The following is a 23,785-nucleotide window of genomic DNA, read 5'->3' as shown; positions in this document are numbered from 1 at the left end:
CGTCGACTGCCACCTGCTGTTCCGGCGGGTGAAGCAGAACGACGTGCTGTTCGGCGGCCAGTCGTGGCAGCGGCGCCGGCTGGCCGAGCTGGTGCTCGGGCCGGCCTGAGCCCAGAGCCCGTCGGTGCCCGGAGACTCAGTCCCGGGCCAGGAGGTGCTTCATGACCTTGCCGGTGGCGTTGCGCGGCAGCTCGTCCACGAAGGTGACGCGGCGGGGGACCTTGTAGTCCGAGAGCCGCTCGCGCAGGAACGTGGTCAGGGCGTCCACGTCCGGCGCCGGTCCGGGAGCGGCCACCACCCACGCCGCCACGTCCTCACCCAGCACGGCATGGGGGACGCCGGCCACCGCCGCCTCCAGCACGGCGGGGTGCTCCAGCAGGGCCGCCTCGACGTCAGCGGCGTGCACGTTGTTGCCGCCGCGGATGATCACGTCCTTCTTGCGCCCGACGATGTACAGGTAGCCGTCCTCGTCGAGGAGGGCCAGGTCTCCCGTGTGCAGCCAGCCGTCGCGCCACGTCTCGGCCGTCGCCTCGGGATCGGCGAAGTACTCGCGCTCCTTCCCGGGGTTGGAGACCAGCAGCTCCCCGACGCTGCGGGCCGGCTGCTCGACGCCGTCGTCGTCGACGATCCGAAAGGTGACCGGCGGCACCGGCTTGCCCACCGAGCCCACCCGGCGGGGCGCCTCCTCGGGGGGCAGGCTGCAGAACGCCGAGCCGGCCTCGGTCATGCCCCAGTTGTTCGAGACCCACGCCTGAGGGAGCTTGGCCTGCAACCGGCGCATGGTCTCGGGGGCGAGAGGAGCGCTGCCGATCGACGCCATCAGGATGCTCCCGAGGTCGGCCTCGTCGAACCGGGGGTGGGCGAGCAGCAGCTGCGCCATGGCCGGCACCAGGAACACCGCCGCCGGCCGGCGCTTCTCCACGACGTCCAGCCACTCGGCGGCGTCGAACCGGGGCTGGTACACCCCGGTCATCCCGAGCTTCATGGGGTTGAACACCGACGCGATGCCGGCGAAGGTGAACAGGGGGGACGCGTGCAGCCATCCGTCCCCCGACCAGTTGGGCCGGCCGTTCGGCATCATGGCGGCGTTGCGGTGGCGGACCACCACGCCCTTGGGCCGGCCGGTGGTGCCCGAGGTGTACATGATGTCGGCCATGTCGTCCCCGTCGAGGGGCACGCGGGGCGGGGGACCGGAGGAGCCGGCTTGGTTCCAGGGGACGAAGCCGGAAGGAACCTGATCTCCTGCGGCCACGGCCCAGCGCAGGGCCGGCAGGGCGGGGCGCACGCCGGCCAGGGTCTCGGCCGTGGCCCCCGCGGTGAAGGCGGCCACCACACCGGAGTGGGACAGGACGTACTCGAGCTCACGGGCGGCCAGGCGGGTGTTGGTCGGCACGGCCACCGCCCCCGCCTTGTGGACGGCGGCATAGGCGGTGATCCAGCTGAGGGCCCGTTCGGGAGGCAGGTACACGGCGACCCGGTCCCCCTTCTCGACGCCGGAGGCCAGCAGGCCCCGGGCCAGGCGGTCGGACTCCTGCTCCCATTCGGCGAAGGTGAGCTGGCCCCCGTCGGGCACGACCGCGTAGGCGGTCTCGTCGGGGAAGCTCTCCGCCATCATCCGGAGCTGGTCGATCAGCAGGTCGGCCATCGGCGCAGTGTGGAGCGGCCGGCGGCCCCGGTCAACCCGGCGGCCCGGGACCCTGACGTAGACGTCAGGTAGAGTCCGAGGCAGCGGGGACGGAATGGGTGGGGAGCGGCATGAGCGTCACACCGACAGTGGAGTTCGACCACCACTCGAACGAGTTCCTGGCCAACCGGCACGCCGAGTGGCGCCGGCTCCGCCAGAGCCCGGTCGCCTACAACACCCGCTACGGCGGCTTCTGGGTCGTCAGCGGGCACGACATGGTGGCGCAGGTGTCGCGGGACGAGGAGACCTTCTCGAGCTACTACGCCGCCTCCGCTGACGGGGACCCGGTCGCCTGGCAGGGGATAGCCGGGGTGCCCCGCCCCCGGGGCATTCCCCCGGCGGGGATAGCCGAGGCCGGAGGTGTCGTGCACCAGGCCCTCCGCCGGGTGATCAACCCCTTCCTGCTGCCCCCGGCCGTGACCGCCCTCAAGCCGTTGATGGAGGACCTCACCACCTGGTTCATCGACGAGCGCATCGAGACCGGCCGGATGGACCTGGTCGAGGACCTGGCCAACCCGGTCCCGGCCGTGATCACCATGCAGCTCATCGGCCTGCCCTGCTCGAGCTGGGAGTACTACGGCGAGCTCTTCCACGCCTCGGTGGCGTACAACCCGGGGGAGCCCGAGTACGACCGGGCCATGTCCCGGGTGCCCGACATCGTGGCCGAGCTGCTGGCCGAGGCGGGGGAGAGACGGGCCCGCCCCCGCGACGACCTGCTCACCCGGCTGGTGGAGCTGGAGATCGACGGCCGGCGCCTCTCCGACGAGGAGGTCAGCGCCGTGCTCTGGAACCTGGTCGGCGGCGGCCTCGACACGACCACGTCGCTCACGTCGCTGGCCCTGCACCACCTGGACATGGACACCGACCAGCGGGCGTGGCTGGCCGCCGACGCCGACCGGCTGGTCATCGCCACCGAGGAGTACCTGCGGTACTTCTCGGTCAACGAGACCCTCACCCGCACCGTCACCCGGGACGTCGCGCTCGGCGGGCAGCAGCTGAAGAAGGGTGACGTGGTCCTCATCAGCTGGCTGTCGGCCAACCACGACGAGGCCGAGTTCGAGCGGGCCGGGGACGTCGTGCTCGACCGGGCCCCGAACCGCCACCTGGCGTTCGGGGTGGGGCCGCACCGCTGCATCGGCATGCACCTGGCCCGGACCATGTTCCAGGTGATCGTCAGGCAGGTCCTGCGCCGGATGCCGGACTACCGCGTGGACCGCGACGCCACCCGCTTCTACTCGGGCAACCCCACGCTGACCGGGATCGTCAGCATGCCGGCCACGTTCTCCCCGGGACGGCGGGAGGGCCCGGCCGACAGGCCCTTCTGATGGGAGCGCCGATCTGATGGGAGCGCGGACCGCCCCGCCCCTTCCGGTCTTCCCCGACCACCTCCCCACGGTCCCCGAGCTCCTGCGGGTGGGCCGGGAGAGATACGGCGCCGACGACTGCGTGGTGACCCCGGACGAGCACGTCACCTACGCCGAGCTCGACCGTCGCTCCCGCCTGCTCGCCGGCCGGCTGGTGGGAGCCGGCGTCGGCAAGGGGAGCCACGTCGGCGTGCTGTTCCCCAACGGGTGGGAGTGGGTCGTGGCCTGGGCCGCCGCCGCCCGGCTGGGCGCGGTGGTCGTGCCGGTCAACACCTTCTACCGGACACCGGAGCTGGGTCGCTTCCTCCGCCACGCCGACGTCCAGTGCCTGCTCGGAGTGGCGTCGTTCCTGCAGCACGACTACGTGGAGCGCCTCGAGACCATCGCCCCCGAGCTGGCGGATCAGGACGGGCGGCAGGCGACGGGAGCCGGCGGGAGGCTGCTCCTGCCGACCCTGCCCCAGCTGCGCCGGGTCCTGTTGTGGGGGGACTCCCCGGTCGGATGGGCCGAGGGCGGCTACGGCTCCGGGCTGGCGCCGGGCGGGGGCCAGGAGGGAGCCGGGGAGGAGGCCGGGGCCCGGGCCGCCGTCGTCGACGGCATGGCCCGGGACGTGGTCCCGACCGACCCGATGCTGATCACCTACACCTCGGGCTCGACCGGTGAGCCCAAGGGAGTCGTGCACGCCCACGGGGCGCTGGTCCGCCACGCCCGGAACCTGGCCGCCCTCTCGAACGTGGACGGCGCCGCCCGGCTGTGGACGCCGATGCCGCTGTGCTGGGTCGGCGGGTTCTCCTTCACCCTCCTGCGGGCCATGACCGTCGGCGCCGCCTTCATCACCCAGGACGTGCTCGACGCCGGGACCGCCCTGGCGCTGATGGAGCGGGAGCGCGTCACCCACGTGTCGGCGTGGCCGGCCGTTTCCAAGAGCCTCCGCGAGCACCCGGACTACGCCGCTACCGACCTGTCGTCGGTCCGCTCCGGTTCGTTCTACGACGCCGTGCCCGGAGACCGCCGGCCGGCCGACCCCGGCCTGGCCGTGACCTCGCTCGGGATGTCCGAGACGTGCGGCCCCCACACCTTCTGGTACCCGGAGGACGAGGTCGACGGGGCGCCCGAGGAGTACCGCGGGACCTTCGGGCACGAGGTGCCGGGCACCGAGCACAAGATCATCGACACCGCCACCGGGGCGGCGCTCCCGCCGGGGGAGGAGGGCGAGGTCCTCGTCCGCGGCTACAGCCTGATGCTCGGGCTCTACCGCAAGGAGCGGTCCGAGGTCTTCGACGCCGACGGCTGGTACCACACCGGGGACCGGGGTTACTTCCGGGATGGTTGGTTCTTCTTCACCGGGCGGCAGTCGGACCTGATCAAGACGGCGGGCTCGAACGTGGCGCCGATCGAGGTGGAGGTGTGCCTCACCGGCCTGCCCGAGGTGAAGCTGGCGTTCGTCCTCGGCGTCCCCCACCCCGATCGGGGTCAGGACGTCGTGGCCCTGGTCGTGGCGGACCCGGAGCTGCCCGAACGCGACCCCGGTGAGCTGGCCGAGCTCGTCCGCGCCTGGGCGCGCGAGCAGCTGTCGTCCTACAAGGTCCCCCGGCGCGTCTTTGTCCTGGGCAACGAGGGCGTCCCCTGGCTCACCAGCCAGAAGGCCGACCGCCGGGCCCTGGCGGTGATGGCCGAGAAGCTGGCCGCGGAACCGGCGTGACCCTCGGCGCCGACGTCGCCCCGTCCACTACCGGCGGGGCGCCCGCCCAGGGCCGTCAGCTGCGCGCCCAGGGCAAGGCCACCCTGCGCCGGCTACTCGAGGCGGCCATCGTCGTGCTCGACCAGCGCGGCTACCACGCCGCGCGCGTCGACGACATCGTCGAGCGGGCCCGCACGTCGCACGGCACCTTCTACCTGTACTTCTCCAGCAAGGAGGACCTGTTCCGCGCTCTGGTGGCCGACGTCACCGAGGAGATGCGGCAGCTGGCGGAGTCGCTGCCGCCGGTCGCGTCCAACCGCACCGGGCGGGAGGAGCTGCGCCGGTGGCTCGACCGCTTCTACGCCATCTACGAGCACTACCACCCGGTCATCCGGGCCTGGACCGAGGCCAACGCCCAGAACCCGGAGCTGGCCCGCACGGGGGCGCGGGTGTTGCGCCGCTTCGTTCGGCAGATGGAGCGGCGGGTGCGCGAGCTGGATCCGGCCCCGGGGGTGGACCCGTCGGCGGCCGCCCTGGCGATGGTCTCGATGCTGGAGCGGGTCAGCTTCTACGCGGTCGTGCAGATGGTCCCGGTCGAGCGCGAGGAGCTCCTCGACACGCTGGCGGCCATGCTGCACGTCGGCGTGTTCGGCGGCCGGCGCCAGCGGGGTTAGCCGCGCCGGAACGGCGCGTCCGTCAGCCCGGCAGCAGAGCGGTGCGTTCGTTGCGGGCGAACTGCTCCCGCAGCTCCGCCCGGTCGGCGCCGGCCATCGGCCGCAGCGGTGAGCCGGCTCCGGGGCGCCACCACACCGGGTCGGTCGTCTCCCACCCGGCGGCGCGCAGGGGGGCCTTGTCCAGCTTGCCCGTGCCGGTCACCGGGAGAGCCGGGACCAGCCGGACGTAACGGGGCGCCCACTTGGTGCCGAGATCGGGCTGGTCGGCCAGGAAGCGGTCGAAGGCGGCGGCGTCGAATCCCCCGGGCCCGGCCCACTCGAGGGCGGCCATGACCTGGTCCCCGGTGACCGGGTCGGGCACGGCGTAGACCGCCACGCCCCCCAGCCCGGGGAAGCGATCGAGGATCCGCTCGACGGCGCCGGCGGAGAAGTTCTCCCCGTCGACGCGCAGCCAGTCGGCGGTCCGCCCGGCGAACCAGATGAAGCCGTCGGCGTCCCGGTACCCGAGGTCGCCGGTCCAGTACCGACCTCCCCGGATGCGGGCGGCGTCGGCGTCGGGGTTGTTGTAGTAGCCCTCGAAGCGCCCGGCGGTGTTGCGTCCCACGATCTCCCCGATGGCCTCGTCCGGGTTGGTCAGCCGCCCGGCGTCGTCGAGCACGGCCGTGGCGGTCTCGGCCCCCGTGCCGGGATCGAGGATGGCCACGTCGAAGCCGTCCCTCGGCTTGCCGAGCGCACCCGCCGGCGTCCCCGCCACGGGCGAGATCACCACGGCGTTCTCGCTCGACCCGTAGCCCTCGAAGATCGGCACGCCGAACCGGCGGGTGAACTCGGCCCGGTCCCGCGGGGAGGCCTCCGACCCCAGCGCCCACTTGAGGCAATGGTCCCGCTCGTCGGGGGACTCGGGCACGGCCAGGATGTAGGACAGGGCCCGCCCGACGTAGTTGAAGTAGGTGCACCCGTGGCGGCGGACGTCGGGCAGGAAGCCCGAGGCGCTGAAGCGGCGGCGGAGGACCACGGTGGCGCCCGAGACCAGGCCGGCGAACAGGTTGGCCAGCAGGGCGTTGCCGTGGAACAGCGGCATCGAGCAGTACAGGACGTCGCGGTCGGTGAAGGCGACAGCCGAGTCGGCGGCGGTGCGCGCCGCCCGGCCCTGCGTCATCCGCACCGCCTTGGGGGCGCCGGTGGACCCGGCCGTGAACAGCAGCAGGTAGAGGGAGTCGGGTCCGGGCAGGCCGGACCGCTCGGCGGGCGGGTGACGACGGGCGGAGGCCGCGAGCCGGCGGTAGGCGTCCTCGTCGACCCGGACCACGGCCGGGGGCGTGGCCCCGGTCCCCGTCATCCCGGTTCCGCTCAGGTCGAGCCCGGCCAGCAGCTCGGACCCCGTGGCGTCCGTGAGCACGAGCGCGCAATCGGTGTGCACGACGTCGCGCTCGAGCTCCTCCCCCCGCCGGGTGGGGTTGAGGCCGACGACGGTGGCCCCGGCCAGCGCCGCTCCGAACAGCACGAAGATGTACTCGGGGACGTTCTCGAGCAGCACCCCCACGTGGAAGGGCCGCTCCCGGCCGGCCGGGCGAATCCCGGTGAGCACCTCGGCCCGGGCCGCCGCCTCCGCCACGACGTCCGCCCAGCTCCAGTGCTCGTCCTCGAACCGCAGTCCGGGACGGGCGTCCGCGGCCCGGGACGAGAGGTGGGCGGCGATGGTCGGCTCGCTCACCGCGTCAGCGTAGAGCGGACCGAATTACCATCCCCGGGGATGGGACTGCTCGACGCCTCCTCCGGACCGGTGATCGTGTCGGTGGACGATCACCTGATCGAGCCGCCCGACCTGTTCGAAGGGCGGATGCCGGCGGCGCTGGCCGACCAGGCGCCCCGCGTCGTGGAGCTGGGGGAGGGCAAGGAGACGTGGGTGTACGAGGGCAACCTCTACCCCAATGTCGGCCTGAACGCGGTCGTGGGCCGGCCCAAGGAGGAGTGGAGCATGGAGCCGGCGCGCTTCGACGAGATGCGCCCCGGCTGCTTCGACATCCACGAGCGGGTGAAGGACATGGACACCGGGGGGATCTGGGCGTCGGTCTGCTTCCCGTCGTTGATCGCCGGGTTCTGCGGGGCGGTGTTCTCGCGGAGCCAGGACCCGCAGCTGGGCCTGGCCTGCGTCCGCGCCTGGAACCAGTGGCACCTCGAGGTCTGGGCCGCCACCCATCCCGACCGGATCATCCCCCTCCAGCTGACGTGGCTGCAGGACCCGGAGACAGCCGCTGCCGACGTGCGCCGGAACGCCGAGCTCGGCTTCCGCGCCGTGAGCTTCCCTGAGATCCCGGCCAAGCTCGGCCTGCCGTCCGTGCACCGCCGGGACTGGGACCCGTTCTTTGCCGCCTGCGAGGAGACGGGGACGGTGCTCTGCCTGCACACCGGCTCGGCGGGATGGGCACCGATCCCCTCGCCGGACCCGCCCTTCGAGCTGTACCCGACCCTGTTCCCTGCCAGCGCCCTCGTGGCGGCCAGCGACTGGCTGTGGTCGGGCGTGTGCCAGCGGTTCCCGGACATCAGGATCGCCATGTCCGAGGGGGGCATCGGGTGGGTGGTGATGCTGGCCGACCGCGCCGACTACGTGCTGGACCACTCGGCGTCGGGAACCGAGTCGCGGCGCTGGACGGGTGATCTGCGCCCGAGCGACGTGCTGGCCCGGAACTTCTGGTTCTGCTCGATCGACGATCCCAGCAGCGTCGACGCCGTCGTCGCCCGGATGGGATCAGACCACCTCACGGTGGAATGCGACTACCCCCACGCCGACTCCACTTGGCCCGCCACGGGCAAGTCGGTCGAGGCGGCCTTCGGCCACCTCGGGGACGAGGTGCTCCGCAAGGTCGCCTACGGCAACGCCTGCGAGCTGTTCCGCTGGCCGCTGCCCCCCGACGCCGGTTAGGCCCTAGCCCCGGCCCTCCGGCCCCCGCATCAGCTCGGTGCGCCCCCGGGCCCGGGCGGCGGCGGGGACGAACACCGGCGGAACGAACGGCCCGGCCTCCACGGCTCGCATCTCCAGCTCCCTGAGCACCACCGCCGCCGGCAGGTCGTCGAGCCAGGCGATGGCGGCGGCGACGTGCTCCGGGTCGAGGGTCAGCATCGGGAAATGGACGTCGTCGAGCATCGACGTCGCCACCGGCGCCGGCGTCACCACGTGCACGGCGATCCCGTCCCGCTCGACCTCCCCGGCCAGGGCCTCGGCAAAGGCATTCAGGCCCGCCTTGGACGCCGAATAGGCCGCCCGCCCCGGTTGGGGGGCGTGGGCGGCGGACGAGGACAGGAACACGATCCGCCCGCCGGCCTCCATGGCCGGCAGGGCGCCGGCGCTCACCACGAAGGCGGAGCGCAGGTTGGTGCGGACGATGTCGTCGAAGCCGGCCGCCGTCTCCTTCCGCACGAAGGTGCCTGCCATGACGCCGGCGCAGTGCACGAGGAGCCCGACGGTCCCGGCCGCCTGCACCACCGCCTTGAACTGGTCCTCGTCGGTGCTGTCGGCCGCCACCCACCGGGCGCCGATCGTCTCGGCGGCCTCCTCCAGGGGCCCGGCCCGGCGGGCGGTCAGGACCACCTCGTAGCCCTTCCCGGCCAGCAGGCGCCCGGTCGCCAACCCGATCCCGCCGCTGCCGCCGGTGATCACGGCCGTCCTCGGGTGCCGGTCCACGGCGGGAATCTACCGAGCGGGCCTCCCGGGCCCAATCCCCCTCCGGCCGCAGGATTCCGGGCGCCGCTGCAGAAATCTCTCCCAGCGGCGTCGGACAACATCCGACGCATCTGTCATATATCGCACCATTCGTTCCTTGGCGCTCCGGAGGGAAAGCAGATGAGTCGCAGGGTCCTCAAGACGGCACTGGCGGGGGGCATGGCCGTCTCCCTCTCGCTGGCGATGGCCGGGGTGGCCCGGGCCGTCAGCGGCGGCGGTTACCAGCCCTCCCAGCAGGACTGCACCGCCAACGGCACCAGCAACAGCGCCCCCCAGGGCTACGTCCAGCCCGGCTGCCACGACGCCGCCCTGAACGTGGAGAGCGGCGGCACCTCCCAGGGCAACCCCTCCTCAACGGACACCCGCTACGCCGAGGCCGGCCTCAACCAGGAGCCGCAGGACAAGAACAGCCCCGGCACCCCGACCGAGTTCAGCATCGGGTACCCGGGCGGATCCGCCTCCCCCCACGCCGGCTGCGTGGCGGCCAACACCGACGGGACGGGCGGTGGCACCGGCACCGGCTGCGGCAGCAACGCCAAGGGCGCCGGGGGCAGCGCCAGCTTCGACTACTACGCCATCTACTGCCCCCTGGCCGCGACCCTCGGCAACCCGTGCGAGGACCAGGGCTACGCCCAGAGCCCGGTGGCCCTCACCCCCGACACCGGGACCGGGACCGCTCTCGACCCGATCCTCCAGGACGGCCTGCTCGTGTACTTCGGCATGGACGACAACAACGACAACGGTGAGCACGATGGCGTCTCCGGCGCCAAGGCGTGCCCGAAGGACGTGAAGGCCACCTGCTACGACACCGACGGCGCCGTCAACGGCCCGTCCGACGGCGGGGCCATCATGGTCGACCTGACCCCGCAGAACGTGGCCCAGAGCGGCACCCCCGAGCATCCGGAGGGAGCGGCCAACGCCTCAACGGGGGCGTGCGCCGACGGGATCTGCGCCGAGGCCACGACCCAGCAGCAGACGCTCTACCACGGGTGCGGCGCCAACCGTGACGTGACGCCCAAGTCGGGTTGCTCGACCAAGAACAGCAATGTCTACGACTACAGCAACGACCCCAGCGTCAACTCCGAGTCCCCCAACTGCAACAGCGGGGGAGCAGACAGCGAGAACAACAAGAGCTGCTCGTCCAACGGTTACACGGGCATGGACTCCTACCGCCAAGGCACGGCCAGCAACGTGAACGCCGAGCCCGGCGTGCAGACCTACGCCGACCCCGACCCGCAGCGCTCCCCGGCCGACCCCTCGATCTGGCCCACCCCCGGGATCTACGCCGGCACGTGCGGCGTGTCGGTGAGCCCCGGCTTCCTCGGCACCGATGCCGGGACCGGGAGCGGAGCGCTCGTCTCACAGAGCACCCCCGGCTGCTGACCCGCCGATGACAGCGATCACCACGGCATTCGGCCGGCGCGGTCGGCGTCTGGTCACGGTGGCGGCCGGCACCGCCGCCCTCAGCACGGCCGTCCTGCCCGGGGCGGGAGTCGCGGCAACCATGCCGTCCGCCTGCTCCCCGGACTGGCCGATGTACCAGCACGACGCGGCGCGGACCGGCGCGGCGTGTGGCGCCCAGGTGACCACCACCAACGTGGCGGCCCTGGTGGCCCAGTGGCAGGCGCGCACCGCCAACCCGGTTACCGCCACCCCCACCGTCGCCGGCGACCGGGTCTTCGTCGGCGACGCCGGCGGGATCTTCTACGCCCTCAACCGCGCGACGGGCGGCCAAGAGTGGACGTTCAACATCACGTCGAACAGCTGCCACGACGACCGCCACCAGGTGGACTTCGGGGGGATTCCCTCCACCGCCGCGGTTGCCACGGTGAACGGCCGGCAGCTGGTGATCCTCGGCGGCGGCGGGACCCTCTATGCCCTCGACGCCACCTCCGGGGCGTGTGTGTGGTCCCAGGACCTCGACCCCGCCAACCCGCAGAGCGAGATGGAGATCGAGTCGTCCCCGGCGGTGGTGGCCATCCACGGCCACGGCCTCGAGGTGTTCGTGGGCAGCGACTCCAACGAGGACCCGGGCCACTCGGCGCCCACCGGGGTGCAGGCCTTCGACGCCGCCACCGGCGCCCTCAGGTGGAAGTACGAGCCCGAGGTGGGCACGTCGGGTGCGGTGGTCCACTCGCTCGATGCCCCGTCGAACACGAACGGATGCGGGGACGTGTGGTCGTCGCCCGCGGTGGACCCGGCCGGCGCCGGGGGCCACGGTCTGGTGGTGTTCGGGATCGGCAACTGCCCCACCCGGGCGACCCTGGACGGGATCGTGGCCCTCGACGCCACGACCGGGGCCCAGCGATGGCGCTTCGAGGAGCCGCCCAGCGACTACACCAGCACCAGCTTCCAGGACGGCGGTGACACCGACTTCGGCTCCTCCCCGATCCTGACCGGCACGGGGAGGGTCATCGAGGCCAGCAAGTCCGGCTACGTGTACGCCGTCGACGAGTCGTCCGGCGCCAAGGTCTGGAGCACCCAGGCGGCCCAGCCCGGCCAGGTCGGGGACACGTTCGGTGGTGCCGTGGGCGGGTTCATCGGCTCGGCGGCCCTCGGGACCGCCACCCTCCCGGTGGCCGGCGAGGCGCAGAGCACCTGGTTCGCCGCCAGCGCCATACCGACGCCGTTGAGCTCGGCGGGAACGCCCACCACGCCCTCCACGCCGGCCGCGCCGGTGCCCGACACGAGCCTGGCCTGCGTCGACGAGGGGCACGGCTTCGCCCCGACGGCCGCCACCCCCGCCTGCGATCCCCTCCGGGCCGCCTCCCTGCACGCCGTGGACGCCCTCACGGGCCAGGTGCGCTGGCAGGAGCCCGTGTCCCTGCCGAGCTACAGCGCGGTGACGTACGCGGGCGGGCTCGTCTTTGCCCCGTCCACCACCGGTTTCGAGCTCGACGCCTACGACGCCGGCACCGGCCTTCCCCTGTGGGCCTTCCCCCTGGGTGCCGCCGTGGCCTCGGGCGCGGCGGTGGCCGGCCCGGCGGTGTACGTCGGATCGGGGATCAGCGAGGGCGGGACCGCGGTGCCCGGCATCAACGGGGTCTGGGCCTTCTGCCTGGCCGGCAGCTGCTAGCCGGCTTGGATGGGGGGCTCCGCCATCCCGTAAACTGACCGAGCGGTCAACTGCGACCCACTCCCGTCGGCGACCAGCGTCAGGAGCGTCAGAGCAGGCATGTCTATCGAGGTCGAGACCAAGGACTGCACCGCCCTCAGCGATGCAGAGATGGCCGAGATGGCCGATATCGCCGCCGCCGGTCCGGCCGGGTTCGACGTGGGGTTCCTCTCCAAGCAGCGGGAGGACTGGGTGCTGGTCAGCCAGGCTCGGGACAGCGGGCGCCTCATGGGCTTCTCGTTGTGCACGCTCGAGCGGATCGGGGGGACCCCCTCGCTCCTGATCGGCCTGGCCTCGGTGAAGCGCACCGCCAAGCGGGACTCGATCCTCCGGGCCCTGATGGCCGACCAGTACCGGCGGGCGGTTCTGGCCTTCCCGGACGAGGACGTCCTGGTCGGGACCAGGCTGGCCTCCGCCTCCGGCTTCCAGGCGCTGCGGGGCCTGGAGGACATCGTCCCCCGCCCCGACCACCGGGCCACGGGGGAGGAGCGGGCCTGGGGCCGGCGCCTGGCCAAGCGCTTCGGCGCCGAGGGCCGGATCGACGACCGGACCTTCGTCCTCAGTGGTGACGGCCAGGTGGCCGGGGTGCTCGACCACGACGCCCTGAAGCCCGAGGCCATCGCCTCGGACGTGGCCTCCTTCTTCGACGGGGTCGACACGGCCCGCAGGGACAGCCTGGTCGTGTTCGGCTGGGCCATGGCCGAGGACCTGGCGTCCCACAGCGTCGGGCGCTGACCGTCCTCACCATCCCCTCCGGGCCCTGAAGCTCGGCCTGGTCCTCGGAGCCGGCGGGACCGTCGGGCTCGCATACCACGCCGGGGCGCTGCGCGCCCTGGAGCAGGTGGCGGGGCTGGAGCTGGACCGCGCCGACCTGGTCGTGGGCACGTCGGCCGGTTCGGTGGTGGCGGCATACGCCCGGAGCGGTTGGAGCACCGACGCCCTGTGGGACATCGTGGCCACCAGCGAGCTGCCGCCCGCCCCGGAGTCGGGCGCCGAGCTGGAGGGCCTGCCACCCCTCTTCCGGGCGGCCTTCCGGACCCCCCTCGACGTCGTGCGGCGCGGCCTGGGCTCGGCCTACGTGATCTCCCGGACGACGTTCCGGGCCCCGCTGCCGGCCCTGCCCGCCCCCCTCCGTCGGGCCTTCCCCGGCGGGATGTTCCTCATGGCCGAGGGCCGGCGCCGCTTCGAGTCCGAGCTGCCGGCGGCCTGGCCCGAGCGCCCGACCTGGCTGTGCACCGTCGACATCGTGAGCGGGCGGCGCGTCGTGCTGGGCCGGCACCGCCCACCACGCCTGACCCTGCCCCAGGCGGTCATGGCCAGCTGCGCCATCCCGGGCGCCTACCCGCCCGTCCGCTACGGCCGCCGGGAGCTGATCGACGGCGGGGCCCACTCGACGACCAATCTCGACCTGGCGGCCCGGGACGGGTGTGACGTGATCATCGGCGTGGTCCCCATGGCCTACCGGGACGAGGACCCCCCGGGCTGCCTGATCCGCGCCACCCGCCGGCTGGCCAACGGCGCCCTGGCCCGGGAGGTGGCCGTGGCCCGCAAGCGCGGCGCCGAGGTGATCCTGGTCCGGCCCAGTGCCGCCGAGGCGGCCCAGCACGGCATGAACATGATGCGGTCCGGGGACCTGGGCGGGCTGGCGAGGGCCGCCTACGAGTCAACCGCCCGGCTGGCCGAGGACGCCCAGCTGCAGCGGGTGCTCGGTAACGGCGCCGGGTCGGGGGCCATCGGAGCCGGCGGGGCCGGCGGGGCCGGTCAGGGGCGGGGCAGGAAGCCGACCACGACCTTGTAGCAGCGCCCGTCCTGAGGGTCGGACAGGGCCAGGACCAGCAGGGTGGGGGCAAAGCCGAGCAGCTGTTCCAGGTCTCCCCCGGTGAGGACGGAGCGGGGACCGGCGGCCCGGCGGACCGGCTGGTCGGCCACGGGCAGCTCGACCTCCACCCCGGCCCAGCCGAACCGGCAGACCACATCCCCCTCACCCCGGTCCCGGACGAGCGCAGGGCGCTGGGGCGCCAGCACCGCCAGCGAGGGACGGTCCCCGGGAACGGTCCAGTACTGGGCCGCCGATCCGGGAAAGCCGAACGGCTGCTCACCGGCCGGCAGCAACAGGGGCGCCACCAGCCGGCGCACCTGGCGGCGGCGTAGGCGGCCCACCCGCTCGGGGGGCCCGGCCAGCGCCACCGCCTCGGGTTGGGTCGGGTCGGGGCAGTCGGGGTCCTCGGCGATGACCGCCCGCACCAGGTCGAACGGGGCCAGCGCCGACCCCGCCGGCGCGGAGTACCGCCCCCGGACCAGGGCGCCCGAGCTGACGTCGACGGCGGCGCAGCCCTCGGGCCCGTCGCACAGCACCATCAGGCCGAGGTTGGTCCCGGGGTCCGCCGCCCGGGTCGGGCACGAGATGACCTGCACCGGTCCATGGTGCACCGCGCGAGGGGGATCGTGGTGGACGGGTGGCCACCGGGCGTTCACCCGCCGGACGCCGCGGGTTCAGGCCGCGGCCCGCCCTCCGGGCACCCCGGCCAGGCGGTCGGCCAGCTCAGGGGGGCTGGCGGCCGGCGCCAGGCACGAGTAGTCCCGGCACACGTAAGCGAATCCTTCGGCCCGCGACTCCCAGAGCGGTCCCCCCGACGGCTCCCCCCAGGCCAGCACCGCGGTGGGAAGGTGACGGGGCCGGAGCTCGGCCAGGAGATCGGGCCGCTCTCCGGTCACCACGATCTCGACCGCTCCCGACGCCATGAGGTCGAGGGCGGCCAGGGTGTGGGTGAACGCGGTCGGGTGGTTGGCGGCCAGAGGCACGACGCGCCCGAGGATGGCCTCGGCCCGCTCCCGGTAGCGGTCCTGGCCGGTGAGGGCGGCCAGGCGGAGGAGGGCGCCCGCCGCCACGGAGTTGGCGGAGGGGGTGGCGCTGTCGAAGTAGTCCTTGGCCCGCACGATCAGGGCCTCGGCGTCGCGGCCGGTCGTGAACAACCCGCCCTCGTCGGGGTCCCAGAACAGCTCGAGCAGGGCGTCGGCGGCGGCGCACGCCTCGGCCGTCCACTCGGCGCGCCCGGTTGCCTCGGCCAGCCGCACGAAGGCGTCGACCAGCCAGGCGTGGTCGGAGGCGTAGGCCGGGTGGCGGGCCCGGCCCCCCTGCCACGAGCGCATCCACCGCCCGGCCGGGCGCAGCTCGGCCAGGAGGAAGCGGCCGATGCCGGTGGCGGCATCGAGCCAGTCGCTCCGGCCGGTGACCCACGCCGCCTCGGCCAGCGCCGAGCAGAACATGGCGTTCCATTCGGTGAGCACCTTGTCGTCGAGCCCGGGCCGCACCCGGCCCGACCGGGCGGCGAACAGCTCCTGCCTGGTCGCCTCGATCTCCGCCGGCCGCAGCAGGTCGCCGCGCACGGGCCGGTGCAGGATGTTGGCGCCCTCGAAGTTGCCGGCGGCGGTGACGCCCCACCACTCACCCGCCTGCTCGGCCCGCTCCGGGCCGAGCACCTCGCGTATCTGGTCCGGCGTCCACACGTAGAAGCGGCCCTCGTGGCCTTCGGAGTCGGCGTCCTCGGCGGAATAGAGGCCGCCGCCGGGGGCGCCCAGGTCGCGCAACACGTAGGCGACGGTCTCCTCGACCACCTGCATCCAGCGGGCCGAGCCGGTGTGCTGCCACCCGTGCAGGTACACGCGCACCAGCCCGGCCTGGTCGTAGAGCATCTTCTCGAAGTGGGGGACCAGCCAGTTGGCGTCCACCGAGTAGCGGGCAAAGCCCCCGCCGAGATGGTCGTAGATGCCTCCGGAGGCCATGGCGTCGAGCGTGGTGGTGACCATCGCCAGCGTCTCGGGACTGGCGTTGTGGGCATGGGCGCGCAGGAGCAGCTCGAGCATGGCCGGCTGCGGGAACTTCGGGGCCGGTCCGAACCCGCCCCGTTGGTCGTCGTGCAGGGCACGCAGGGACTGGTAGGCGCCGTCGAGCACGGCGCGCGCCGGCACGGCCGGGCGGTCTCCCGGCTCCGGGAGCGACGAGCGGGCCGCCACCGCCTCCATCAGCTGGTCGGCCTGGCCGAGCACGTCCTCGCGCCGCGTCTGCCACGCCTCGGCCACGGCGCGCAGGACGTCGACGAAGGCGGGCATCCCCCGCCCCGCCTCGGGCGGGAAGTAGGTCCCGGCGAAGAACGGCCGCCCGTCCGGTGTCAGGAACACGGTCATCGGCCACCCGCCGCTTCCCGTCATCGCCTGCACCGCCTCCATGTAGACGGCGTCGACGTCGGGGCGCTCTTCGCGGTCGACCTTCACGTTCACGAACAGCTCGTTCATGACGGCGGCGGTGGCGGCGTCCTCGAAGGACTCGTGGGCCATCACGTGGCACCAGTGGCACGCCGAGTAGCCCACCGACAACAGGACGGGGCGCTCCTCGGCGCTGGCGCGCCCGAACGCCTCCTCCCCCCAGGGGTACCAGTCGACGGGATTGTCCTGGTGCTGGCGGAGGTAGGGGCTGGTCTGGTCCGCCAGCCGGTTCACGGGGCGGCTTTCACCGCGGCCGCCTTCTTGGCCGGAGCCGCCTTCTTGGCCGCCTTGACCGCTGGCGCCCGGGCGGGCCCCTCGGCGGGGCCGTGCTGGTGGGCCTCGCCGGCGTGCTCGGCGTCGAAGTCCCGGTGCGGATGGTGGGAGTGGTCGACAGCGGCGTGGTCGTGGTGGTGCGAATGGCGCGTGAACAGATGGTCGAAGCCGCCGGTGAGGTTGTTGAAGTTGTGGGTCACGTGGTAGTGGGGGTGTTGGTGGGAAAGCGCCTGGTGGGAATGCATGGGGTGGTCCTGCCCGGCGAGCTCGTCGCTGTGGTCGGTCAACGTGGGCCTCCTCCGTGGCTGACTTCGTCGCGGTCGTTCCGACAATTCTTTCCTGTTACCCCCACAACGCAAGCCTGGCGTCCACGACCTGGGGCGCGGGTACGGTCAGGCCGTGCCCTCCGACCTGCGCTCGGCGCCGGGCTGCACCTACCGGGTGCAGCTCAATTCGGCGTTCCGGTTCTCGGATGCCGCCGCCGTGGCGCCCTACCTGGCCGAGCTCGGTGTCACCCACCTGTACTGCTCGCCGGTGCTGCAGGCCGCGCCCGGCAGCGCCCACGGCTACGACGTCGTCGACCCCGGTCGGATCTCCGACGAGCTGGGCGGCTCCGACGGCCTGACCGCGCTGCGTGGCGCGCTGGAGGATGCCGGCCTGGGGATGATCGTCGACATCGTGCCGAATCACATGGCCACCGCGGGGCGCGACAACCCCTGGTGGTGGGATGTGCTCGAGAACGGCCCGTCGAGCGTGCGGGCCCGCGCCTTCGACATCGACTGGGACCCCCCGGAGGCCAAGCTGCGCCAGCGCGTGCTCGTGCCGGTCCTGGCCGACCACTACGGCCGGGTGCTCGAGGCGGGTGAGATCCGGGTACGACGCGAGGGGGGCTCGTTCCTCGTCTCGTACTTCGACCACGAGCTGCCGGTGTCGCCCCGCACCCTCGACGAGCTGCTGGCCGACGCCGCGGTGCGCTCGGGCCGCAACCAGCTGTCCGAGCTGGCCCGGGGCTTTGCCCGGTTGCCGGACGCGTCGCTCACCGACCGGGACAGCGTGGCGCGCCGCCACGAGGAGAAGGAGACGCTGCGCGCCCGCCTCGATGCCGCTTGCGGCGCCGATCCGGCGCTGGCCGAGGCCGTCGACACCGCCGTGGAAAGGTTCAACTCCGATCCCGACCGCCTCGACACCCTTCTCGGCCGGCAGAACTACCGGCTGGCCCGGTGGCAGGTCGCGGGCTACGAGCTGGACTACCGGCGCTTCTTCGACGTCACCGGGCTCATCGCCCTGCGCACCGAGGACCCGCGCGTGTTCGAGGACACCCACGCCCTGATCACCGGGCTGGTCGTCGATGGCGTGTTCGACGGCGTGCGCATCGACCACCCCGACGGCCTGCGCGATCCGACCGGCTACCTGGAGCGCCTCGACCGGGCAACGGGAGGCACATGGACGGTCGTCGAGAAGATCCTGGAGCGGGACGAGGACCTCGCACCGGACTGGCCGGTCGCCGGCACGACCGGGTACGACTTCCTCAACCTGGTCGGCGGCCTGTTCGTCGATCCGGTCGGGGAGGCGCCCCTGTCGGACCTGTACCGCCGCTTCACCGGCGACGACGTGGACTTCTCCGAGGCCGCTGACCAGGGCCGCCGCGAGGTCCTCGACAGCTCGCTGGCCACCGAGCTCGAGCGCCTCACGGCCCTGGCCGTCGAGGTCTGTGAAGGCCGTCGCCGCTACCGCGACTTCTCGCGGGTGGAGCTGCGTGCAGCGCTGCGCGAGGTCCTCGTGGCCGTCGGCGTCTACCGCACCTACGTCCGCCCCGACGGCTCCCGCCAACCGGCCGACGAAGCGCGCATCCGCGCCAGCCTGCAGCGCGCCCGGGAAGCCCGGTCCGACCTCGACCCCGAGCTGTTCGACCTGCTGGGGCTGGCCCTGCTCGTGACCCGCCGGGCGCCGGCCGAGGTGGACCTGGCCATGCGGGTCCAGCAGGTGGCGGGGGCGGTGACGGCCAAGGGGGTGGAGGACACCGCCTTCTACCGGTACCTGCGCCTGGTGGCCCTCAACGAGGTCGGGGGTGACCCGGCCCGCTTCGGCGTGGACGTGGCCGCCTTCCACGCCCACAACGCCCGCATCGCCCGGGACTGGCCCGCCACCATGACCGCGACGTCGACCCACGACACCAAGCGGGCCGAGGACGTCCGGGCCCGCCTGGCGCTGCTGTCGGAGATCCCCGGCGAGTGGGCGCAGGCGGTGAGCCGGTGGTCGGAGTTGGCCGACCGCCACCGGACCGGCACCCGGCCCGACCGCCGGGCCGAGTACCTGCTGTTCCAGACCCTCGTCGGCGCCCACCCGTTGCCCGCCGACCGGGCGCGCGCCTACATGGAGAAGGCGGTGCGCGAGGCCAAGACGGTCACCAGCTGGACGGCTCCCGACGCCGAGTACGAAGGGGCGGTCGCCAAGCTGGTCGACGGCCTCCTGGCCGATCCCGACATGACCCGCGAACTCGAGGCGTTCGTGGCCCCGCTGGTGCCCGCCGGCCGGGTGAACTCCCTGGCCCAGACGCTGCTCAAGCTGACGTCTCCGGGGGTGCCCGACGTCTACCGGGGCTGCGAGTTCTGGGACATGAGCCTGGTCGACCCCGACAACCGCCGGCCCGTGGACCACGGTCACCTCCGGGGGCTGCTCGGGGAGTGCAGGCGGATCCACGCCTCCGCCGGCGGGCCCGGGATCATGGCCCGGTCCGACGAGGGGGTCCCCAAGCTGTTCCTGACGTGGCGCGCCCTCGGGGTGCGGGCCGAGGTGCCCGACGGCTTCCGCCCCGGTGCCCCCTACGAGCCCCTGGCCGCGGCCGGCCCCCAGGCGGACCACGTGGTCGCGTTCGCGCGTGCCGGGCGGGTGGTCACCGTGGCGCCCCGTCTCGTCCTGGGGCTGGCCCGGGCCGGCGGCTTCGGCACGACGACCATCATCCTGCCCCCGGGCACGTGGACCGACCGTCTCTCGGGGGCGGCCTGGTCGGGCCCGGTGGGGCTGGCCGAGCTGTTGGCCGCCTTCCCCGTGGCCCTCCTGGTCCGGAGCTGAATGGCGCACCGCTTCGAGGTCTGGGCCCCGCGGCCCCGCTCGGCCGAGGTGGTCCTCGCCGACGGGCGGAGGCACCCGCTCCGCCCCGCCCCCACCTCCCGTCCCGGCTGGCTCGCGGCCCAGGTCGACGAGGCCGGGCCCGGGACCGACTACGGGTTCTCCCTCGACGGGGGACCGGCCCTGCCCGACCCCCGCTCCCCGTGGCAGCCCGAGGGACCCGACGGCCCGTCGCGGGTCGTGGACCATCGGAGGTTCGCCTGGAGCGACGGGGCCTGGCGGGGGCTCCATCTGCCCTCGGCGGTGGTCTACGAGCTGCACGTCGGCACCTTCAGCCCCGAGGGCACCTTCGACGGCGCCGCCGGGCGCCTCGACCACCTCGTCGAGCTGGGGGTCACCGCCGTCGAGCTGATGCCGGTGGCCGAGTTCCCCGGGCCCCGCGGATGGGGCTACGACGGGGTCGACCTCTTCGCCCCCCATCACGCCTATGGCGGCCCGGACGGCCTGAAGCGGCTGGTCGACGCCTGCCACCGGCGGGGCCTGGGCGTCATCCTCGACGTCGTCTACAACCACCTCGGCCCGGCGGGGAACCACCTGGGCCGCTTCGGGCCCTACTTCACCGACCGCCACCAGACCCCTTGGGGTCAGGCGGTGAACTTCGACGGGCCGGGGAGCGACGAGGTGCGCCGATTCTTCGTGGACAACGCCCTCATGTGGCTGGCGGACTACCACTGCGACGGCCTGCGGCTCGACGCCGTCCACGCCATGGTCGACACCTCGGCCGTGCAGGTGCTCGAGCAGCTGGCCGCCGAGGTGGCCCGACTCTCGGCGGCGTCGGGCGTGCCCCGGTGGCTCATCGCCGAGAGCGACCTCAACGACCCCCGGCTGGTCCGGCCGCCGCTGGCCGGCGGCTACGGCCTCGACGCCCAGTGGAGCGACGACTTCCACCACGCCGTGCACGCCCTGCTGACGGGGGAGCGGTCCGGGTACTACTCCGACTTCGGCACCGTGGCCGACCTGGGCGCGGCCCTGCGGCACGCCTACGTGTACGCCGGGCGGTACTCGCCGTACCGGCAGCGCAGCCACGGCCGGCCCGCGACCGGGCTTCCGGGGTGGGCGTTCCTCGGCTATTCCCAGAACCACGACCAGGTCGGGAACCGGGCGGCGGGGGAGCGCAGCGCTGCCCTGCTCTCGCCCGGCCGGATCCGGGTCGCCGCCGCCCTGGTGCTGACCGCCCCGTTCGTGCCCCTCCTGTTCCAGGGCGAGGAGTGGGCCGCCTCGACCCCGTTCCAGTACTTCACCTCCCATCCTGACCCGCAGCTGGGCCGGGCGGTGAGCGAGGGGCGCCGCCGGGAGTTCGCCGACTTCGGCTGGGAGCCGTCCGACGTCCCCGATCCCCAGGACCCCGCCACCTTCGAGCGCTCGGTGCTCGACTGGTCCGAGCCGTCCCGCCCGCCCCACCGGGCCGTGCTCGAGTGGTACCGGGAGCTGATCGACCTCCGCCGGAGGGTGCCCGAGCTCACCGACGGACGCCTGGAGGAGGTGGACTTCGCCCCGGCGGGCGAGGGCTCGTTCAGCGTGCGGCGGGGATCTGTCGTTGTGGCGGTGAACATCGGTCCCGGCCCCGCCGTGGTGCCGGGGCCGGCCGGACCGGCAGCCGGCATCCTGCTGGCCTCGGACGAGTCGTGCCGGTTGACGTCCTCGGGAGTGGAGCTGGGGCCGGACTCGGTGGCGGTGTTGCGCACTCGTTAGCGTGCCCGGCCATGGATCTCAGGCTGGACGGAAAGGTGGCGCTGGTCACGGGGGCGTCGCGGGGCATCGGGATGGCCATTGCCCACGCCTTCTCGGCATCCGGGGCGCGGGTCATGCTCGTGTCGCGCAAGGCCGACGCGCTGGAGGAGGCGGCGGCCACCATGCCCGGCCAGGTGGAGTGGTACGCCGCCAACGTGGGGGAGCCCGAGGCCGCCGAGGCGTGTGTGGCCGCGACCGTCGACCGCCTCGGAGGCCTCGACATCCTGGTCAACAACGCCGCGACCAATCCCTACATGGGGCCGATGATCGACATCGACATGCCCCGCGCCGACAAGACGGTTCAGGTCAACCAGCGCGGCGTCCTGGTATGGACCCAGCAGGCGTGGAAGGCCGCCATGCAGGAGGGCGGCGGCACCGTGATCAACATCGCCTCGGTCGGGGGGATGTCGGTCGAGCCGTTCATCGGCTACTACAACGTGACCAAGGCGGCGGTGATCCACCTCACCCGCCAGCTGGCCAACGAGCTGGCGCCGAAGGTGCGGGTCAACTGCATCGCGCCCGGCCTGGTGAAGACCTACTTCGCCCGGGCCCTCTGGGAGCCGAACGAGGAGGCCATCGCCCGCCGCCTGCCGCTGAAGCGGCTCGGGGAGCCCGAGGACATCGCCGGCACCGCCGTGTTCCTGGCGTCGGACGCCTCCTCCTGGATGACCGGACAGACCATCGTGGTCGACGGGGGCTCCGGGGTCGGCACCAGCTTCTGACTCACATTCCCCGGCGGGTCCCCTACGCCCCGCCTCCTCCGCCAGGTGGGGCCCCAGCCCCACCGGCGGCCGTCGCGCACTCCTCGGCCTCGATGGAGCGGATCTCCTCGAGGCGGCGGACGTGGCGGCCCCCCTCGAACGAGGTGGCCAGGAACACGTCGAGGACCGCCAGGGCCAGGGGCTCGGCGACGATCCGGGCGCCGAGGGCGCACACGTTGGCGTCGTTGTGCTGGCGGGCCAGGCGGGCGGTGAACTCGTCGGGGCAGAGAGCCGCCCGGGCTCCGTGGACCTTGTTGGCGGCTATCTGCTCCCCCTGCCCGCTCCCGCCGATCACCACCCCGGCTTCGGCCCGGCCCCCCACCACGGCGCGGGCGACGGCGGCGCAGATCGGCGGGTAGTCGACGGGCTCGACCGAGTCGGTCCCGAGGTCGAGGACCTCGTGGCCCCGGCCGGCCAGAAAGGCGTTGACCGCCTGCTTGAGCAGGAAGCCGGCGTGGTCCGAACCGACCGCGACGCGCATCCCCCGGACCGTAGCGGGCCCTCCGTGCCGTCGCGCCATCGGCGCCTTTGCGCCATTAGCGTCCCCGAGGTGACCGACTGTCTGTTCTGCCGCATCCTGGCCGGGGAGGTGCCCGCCACCGAGGTGATGTCCACGCCCACCACCTACGCCTTCCGGGACATCAACCCCCAGGCGCCGACGCACGTCCTGGTCATCCCGCGGGTGCACATCACCGACGCGTCGACCCTCGAGCCCGGTCACGGAGACGTGCTGGCGGACATGTACTCCACGGCCAACGCTGTGGCCCGGGCCGAGGGCATCGACGGCGGCGGCTACCGCCTGGTGTTCAACGTCGGCGAGGACAGCGGCAACAGCGTTCCCCACCTCCACCTCCACGTCATCGGGGGTCGGAGGATGGGGTGGCCGCCGGGCTAGTAGTACCCTTTGGCGGAATCCGTGGCATCCACCCAGGTCAAGATCCTCGTCCCCGGCAACCACCTGATGGTCGGCCTTCTCGGGCAGCACGACGAGCTGCTGCGGGTGGTGGAGGCGGCGTTCGGGGACGTCTCGATCCACGTTCGGGGCAACGAGATCACCGTCGAGGGCGAGGGCCGGGAGGCCGAGCGGGTCGGGAAGCTGTTCGAGGAGATGGTCTCCCTGCTGGAGGCGGGCCAGGCCCTCGACACCGCCAACGTGGGCCGCAGCATCGACATGGTGAAGGCCGACGTGCGGCCGAGCGAGGTGCTCACCGCCGAGGTCCTGCGCTCCAGCCGGGGCCGGGCCGTCCGCCCCAAGACCGAGGGCCAGAAGCGCTACACCGACGCCATCGCCGACAACGTCATCACCTTCGGCATCGGCCCGGCGGGGACCGGCAAGTCGTACCTGGCCGTGGCCCTGGGCGTGCAGGCGCTGCAGGCCAAGCGGGTGAA

At 73.3% G+C, this 23,785-nt stretch carries 20 protein-coding genes; 13 read left to right on the top strand and 7 right to left on the bottom strand.

From position 1 onward, the window contains the following. Positions 1-136: 136 nt before the first annotated feature. Complete coding sequence (locus VFW24_08030; protein ID HEX5266708.1) at positions 137-1,645, bottom strand: class I adenylate-forming enzyme family protein; 1,509 nt, start codon at positions 1,643-1,645, stop codon at positions 137-139. Between the two features lie 110 nt (positions 1,646-1,755). On the opposite strand from VFW24_08030, the gene VFW24_08025 reads away from it, so the two are divergent. From VFW24_08025 to VFW24_08015, 3 genes are read left to right on the top strand one after another with little or no spacing between them, the layout of a single operon-like run. Continuing rightward, entirely contained in the window at positions 1,756-3,009 is a 1,254-nt protein-coding gene (locus VFW24_08025) for a cytochrome P450 (protein HEX5266707.1), read from the top strand. A 16-nt stretch (positions 3,010-3,025) separates the two neighbouring features. After that, complete coding sequence (locus VFW24_08020; GenBank protein HEX5266706.1) at positions 3,026-4,750, top strand: class I adenylate-forming enzyme family protein; 1,725 nt, start codon at positions 3,026-3,028, stop codon at positions 4,748-4,750. Further along, positions 4,747-5,403 carry a TetR/AcrR family transcriptional regulator gene (locus VFW24_08015; GenBank protein ID HEX5266705.1) on the top strand — a complete coding sequence of 219 codons (657 nt, stop codon included), beginning with the start codon at positions 4,747-4,749 and terminating at the stop codon, positions 5,401-5,403. Before VFW24_08020 ends, VFW24_08015 begins: the two co-directional genes overlap by 4 nt. 22 nt (positions 5,404-5,425) lie before the next feature. On the opposite strand, the gene VFW24_08010 is transcribed toward VFW24_08015, so the two are convergent. Then, positions 5,426-7,117, bottom strand: a complete 1,692-nt coding sequence (locus VFW24_08010) for an AMP-binding protein (protein HEX5266704.1) — start codon at positions 7,115-7,117, stop codon at positions 5,426-5,428. A 39-nt stretch (positions 7,118-7,156) separates the two neighbouring features. Between VFW24_08010 and VFW24_08005 the strand changes: the two genes are divergently transcribed. Next, positions 7,157-8,326, top strand: a complete 1,170-nt coding sequence (locus tag VFW24_08005) for an amidohydrolase family protein (protein ID HEX5266703.1) — start codon at positions 7,157-7,159, stop codon at positions 8,324-8,326. 3 nt (positions 8,327-8,329) lie between these two features. On the opposite strand, the gene VFW24_08000 is transcribed toward VFW24_08005, so the two are convergent. Further along, positions 8,330-9,085: an SDR family oxidoreductase gene (locus VFW24_08000; GenBank protein ID HEX5266702.1), complete on the bottom strand. Its 756-nt coding sequence runs from the start codon at positions 9,083-9,085 to the stop codon at positions 8,330-8,332. A gap of 159 nt (positions 9,086-9,244) precedes the next feature. Here VFW24_08000 and VFW24_07995 point away from each other — a divergent pair, with 159 nt between their 5' ends. The 4 genes from VFW24_07995 (at position 9,245) to VFW24_07980 (ending at position 14,037) form a co-directional block, all read left to right on the top strand. Next, positions 9,245-10,507: a hypothetical protein gene (locus VFW24_07995; GenBank protein HEX5266701.1), complete on the top strand. Its 1,263-nt coding sequence runs from the start codon at positions 9,245-9,247 to the stop codon at positions 10,505-10,507. 7 nt (positions 10,508-10,514) lie between these two features. Then, on the top strand, positions 10,515-12,200 hold the full coding sequence (locus VFW24_07990) for a PQQ-binding-like beta-propeller repeat protein (protein ID HEX5266700.1): 1,686 nt from the start codon (positions 10,515-10,517) through the stop codon (positions 12,198-12,200). A gap of 99 nt (positions 12,201-12,299) precedes the next feature. After that, positions 12,300-12,974 (top strand): hypothetical protein, encoded by a 675-nt coding sequence (locus VFW24_07985; GenBank protein HEX5266699.1) that lies wholly within the window; start codon positions 12,300-12,302, stop codon positions 12,972-12,974. A gap of 25 nt (positions 12,975-12,999) precedes the next feature. Further along, positions 13,000-14,037, top strand: coding sequence for a patatin-like phospholipase family protein (locus VFW24_07980; GenBank protein ID HEX5266698.1), 1,038 nt, complete (start codon positions 13,000-13,002; stop codon positions 14,035-14,037). On the opposite strand, the gene VFW24_07975 is transcribed toward VFW24_07980, so the two are convergent. From VFW24_07975 to VFW24_07965, 3 genes are all read right to left on the bottom strand, one after another. Beyond that, on the bottom strand, positions 14,001-14,654 hold the full coding sequence (locus VFW24_07975) for a hypothetical protein (GenBank protein ID HEX5266697.1): 654 nt from the start codon (positions 14,652-14,654) through the stop codon (positions 14,001-14,003). The genes VFW24_07980 and VFW24_07975 overlap by 37 nt on opposite strands. 78 nt (positions 14,655-14,732) lie before the next feature. After that, the gene (locus VFW24_07970) at positions 14,733-16,736 is read right to left on the bottom strand and encodes a thioredoxin domain-containing protein (protein ID HEX5266696.1); all 2,004 of its coding nucleotides are present in this window, start codon (positions 16,734-16,736) and stop codon (positions 14,733-14,735) included. Continuing rightward, entirely contained in the window at positions 16,733-17,062 is a 330-nt protein-coding gene (locus VFW24_07965; protein HEX5266695.1) for a hypothetical protein, read from the bottom strand. The genes VFW24_07970 and VFW24_07965 overlap by 4 nt, the downstream gene beginning before the upstream one ends. Positions 17,063-17,174: 112 nt before the next feature. Between VFW24_07965 and treY the strand changes: the two genes are divergently transcribed. The 3 genes from treY to VFW24_07950 are packed head-to-tail and all read left to right on the top strand — an operon-like array spanning position 17,175 to position 22,357. Then, positions 17,175-19,847: a malto-oligosyltrehalose synthase gene (treY, locus tag VFW24_07960; GenBank protein ID HEX5266694.1), complete on the top strand. Its 2,673-nt coding sequence runs from the start codon at positions 17,175-17,177 to the stop codon at positions 19,845-19,847. Further along, positions 19,848-21,596 carry a malto-oligosyltrehalose trehalohydrolase gene (gene treZ, locus VFW24_07955; protein HEX5266693.1) on the top strand — a complete coding sequence of 583 codons (1,749 nt, stop codon included), beginning with the start codon at positions 19,848-19,850 and terminating at the stop codon, positions 21,594-21,596. It abuts the gene before it with no gap. Positions 21,597-21,607: 11 nt separating this feature from the next. After that, on the top strand, positions 21,608-22,357 hold the full coding sequence (locus VFW24_07950) for an SDR family oxidoreductase (protein ID HEX5266692.1): 750 nt from the start codon (positions 21,608-21,610) through the stop codon (positions 22,355-22,357). A 22-nt stretch (positions 22,358-22,379) separates the two neighbouring features. Here VFW24_07950 and rpiB read toward each other — a convergent pair whose 3' ends face one another. After that, a complete protein-coding gene (gene rpiB / locus VFW24_07945) occupies positions 22,380-22,877 on the bottom strand; it encodes a ribose 5-phosphate isomerase B (protein ID HEX5266691.1) in 498 nt (165 codons plus the stop codon). Between the two features lie 69 nt (positions 22,878-22,946). On the opposite strand from rpiB, the gene VFW24_07940 reads away from it, so the two are divergent. Both VFW24_07940 and VFW24_07935 read left to right on the top strand, forming a co-directional pair. Continuing rightward, positions 22,947-23,291, top strand: a complete 345-nt coding sequence (locus VFW24_07940) for a histidine triad nucleotide-binding protein (GenBank protein HEX5266690.1) — start codon at positions 22,947-22,949, stop codon at positions 23,289-23,291. 21 nt (positions 23,292-23,312) lie between these two features. Further along, positions 23,313-23,785: PhoH family protein (locus VFW24_07935; protein HEX5266689.1), on the top strand; the 473-nt coding region annotated here is incomplete at its 3' end.

The organism is Acidimicrobiales bacterium, from assembly GCA_036273495.1.
In the GTDB taxonomy this organism is placed as follows: domain Bacteria; phylum Actinomycetota; class Acidimicrobiia; order Acidimicrobiales; family JAJPHE01; genus DASSEU01.
Note: the sequence above shows the minus strand (reverse complement) of the source record. Positions and strands in the feature narration are given on the sequence as shown.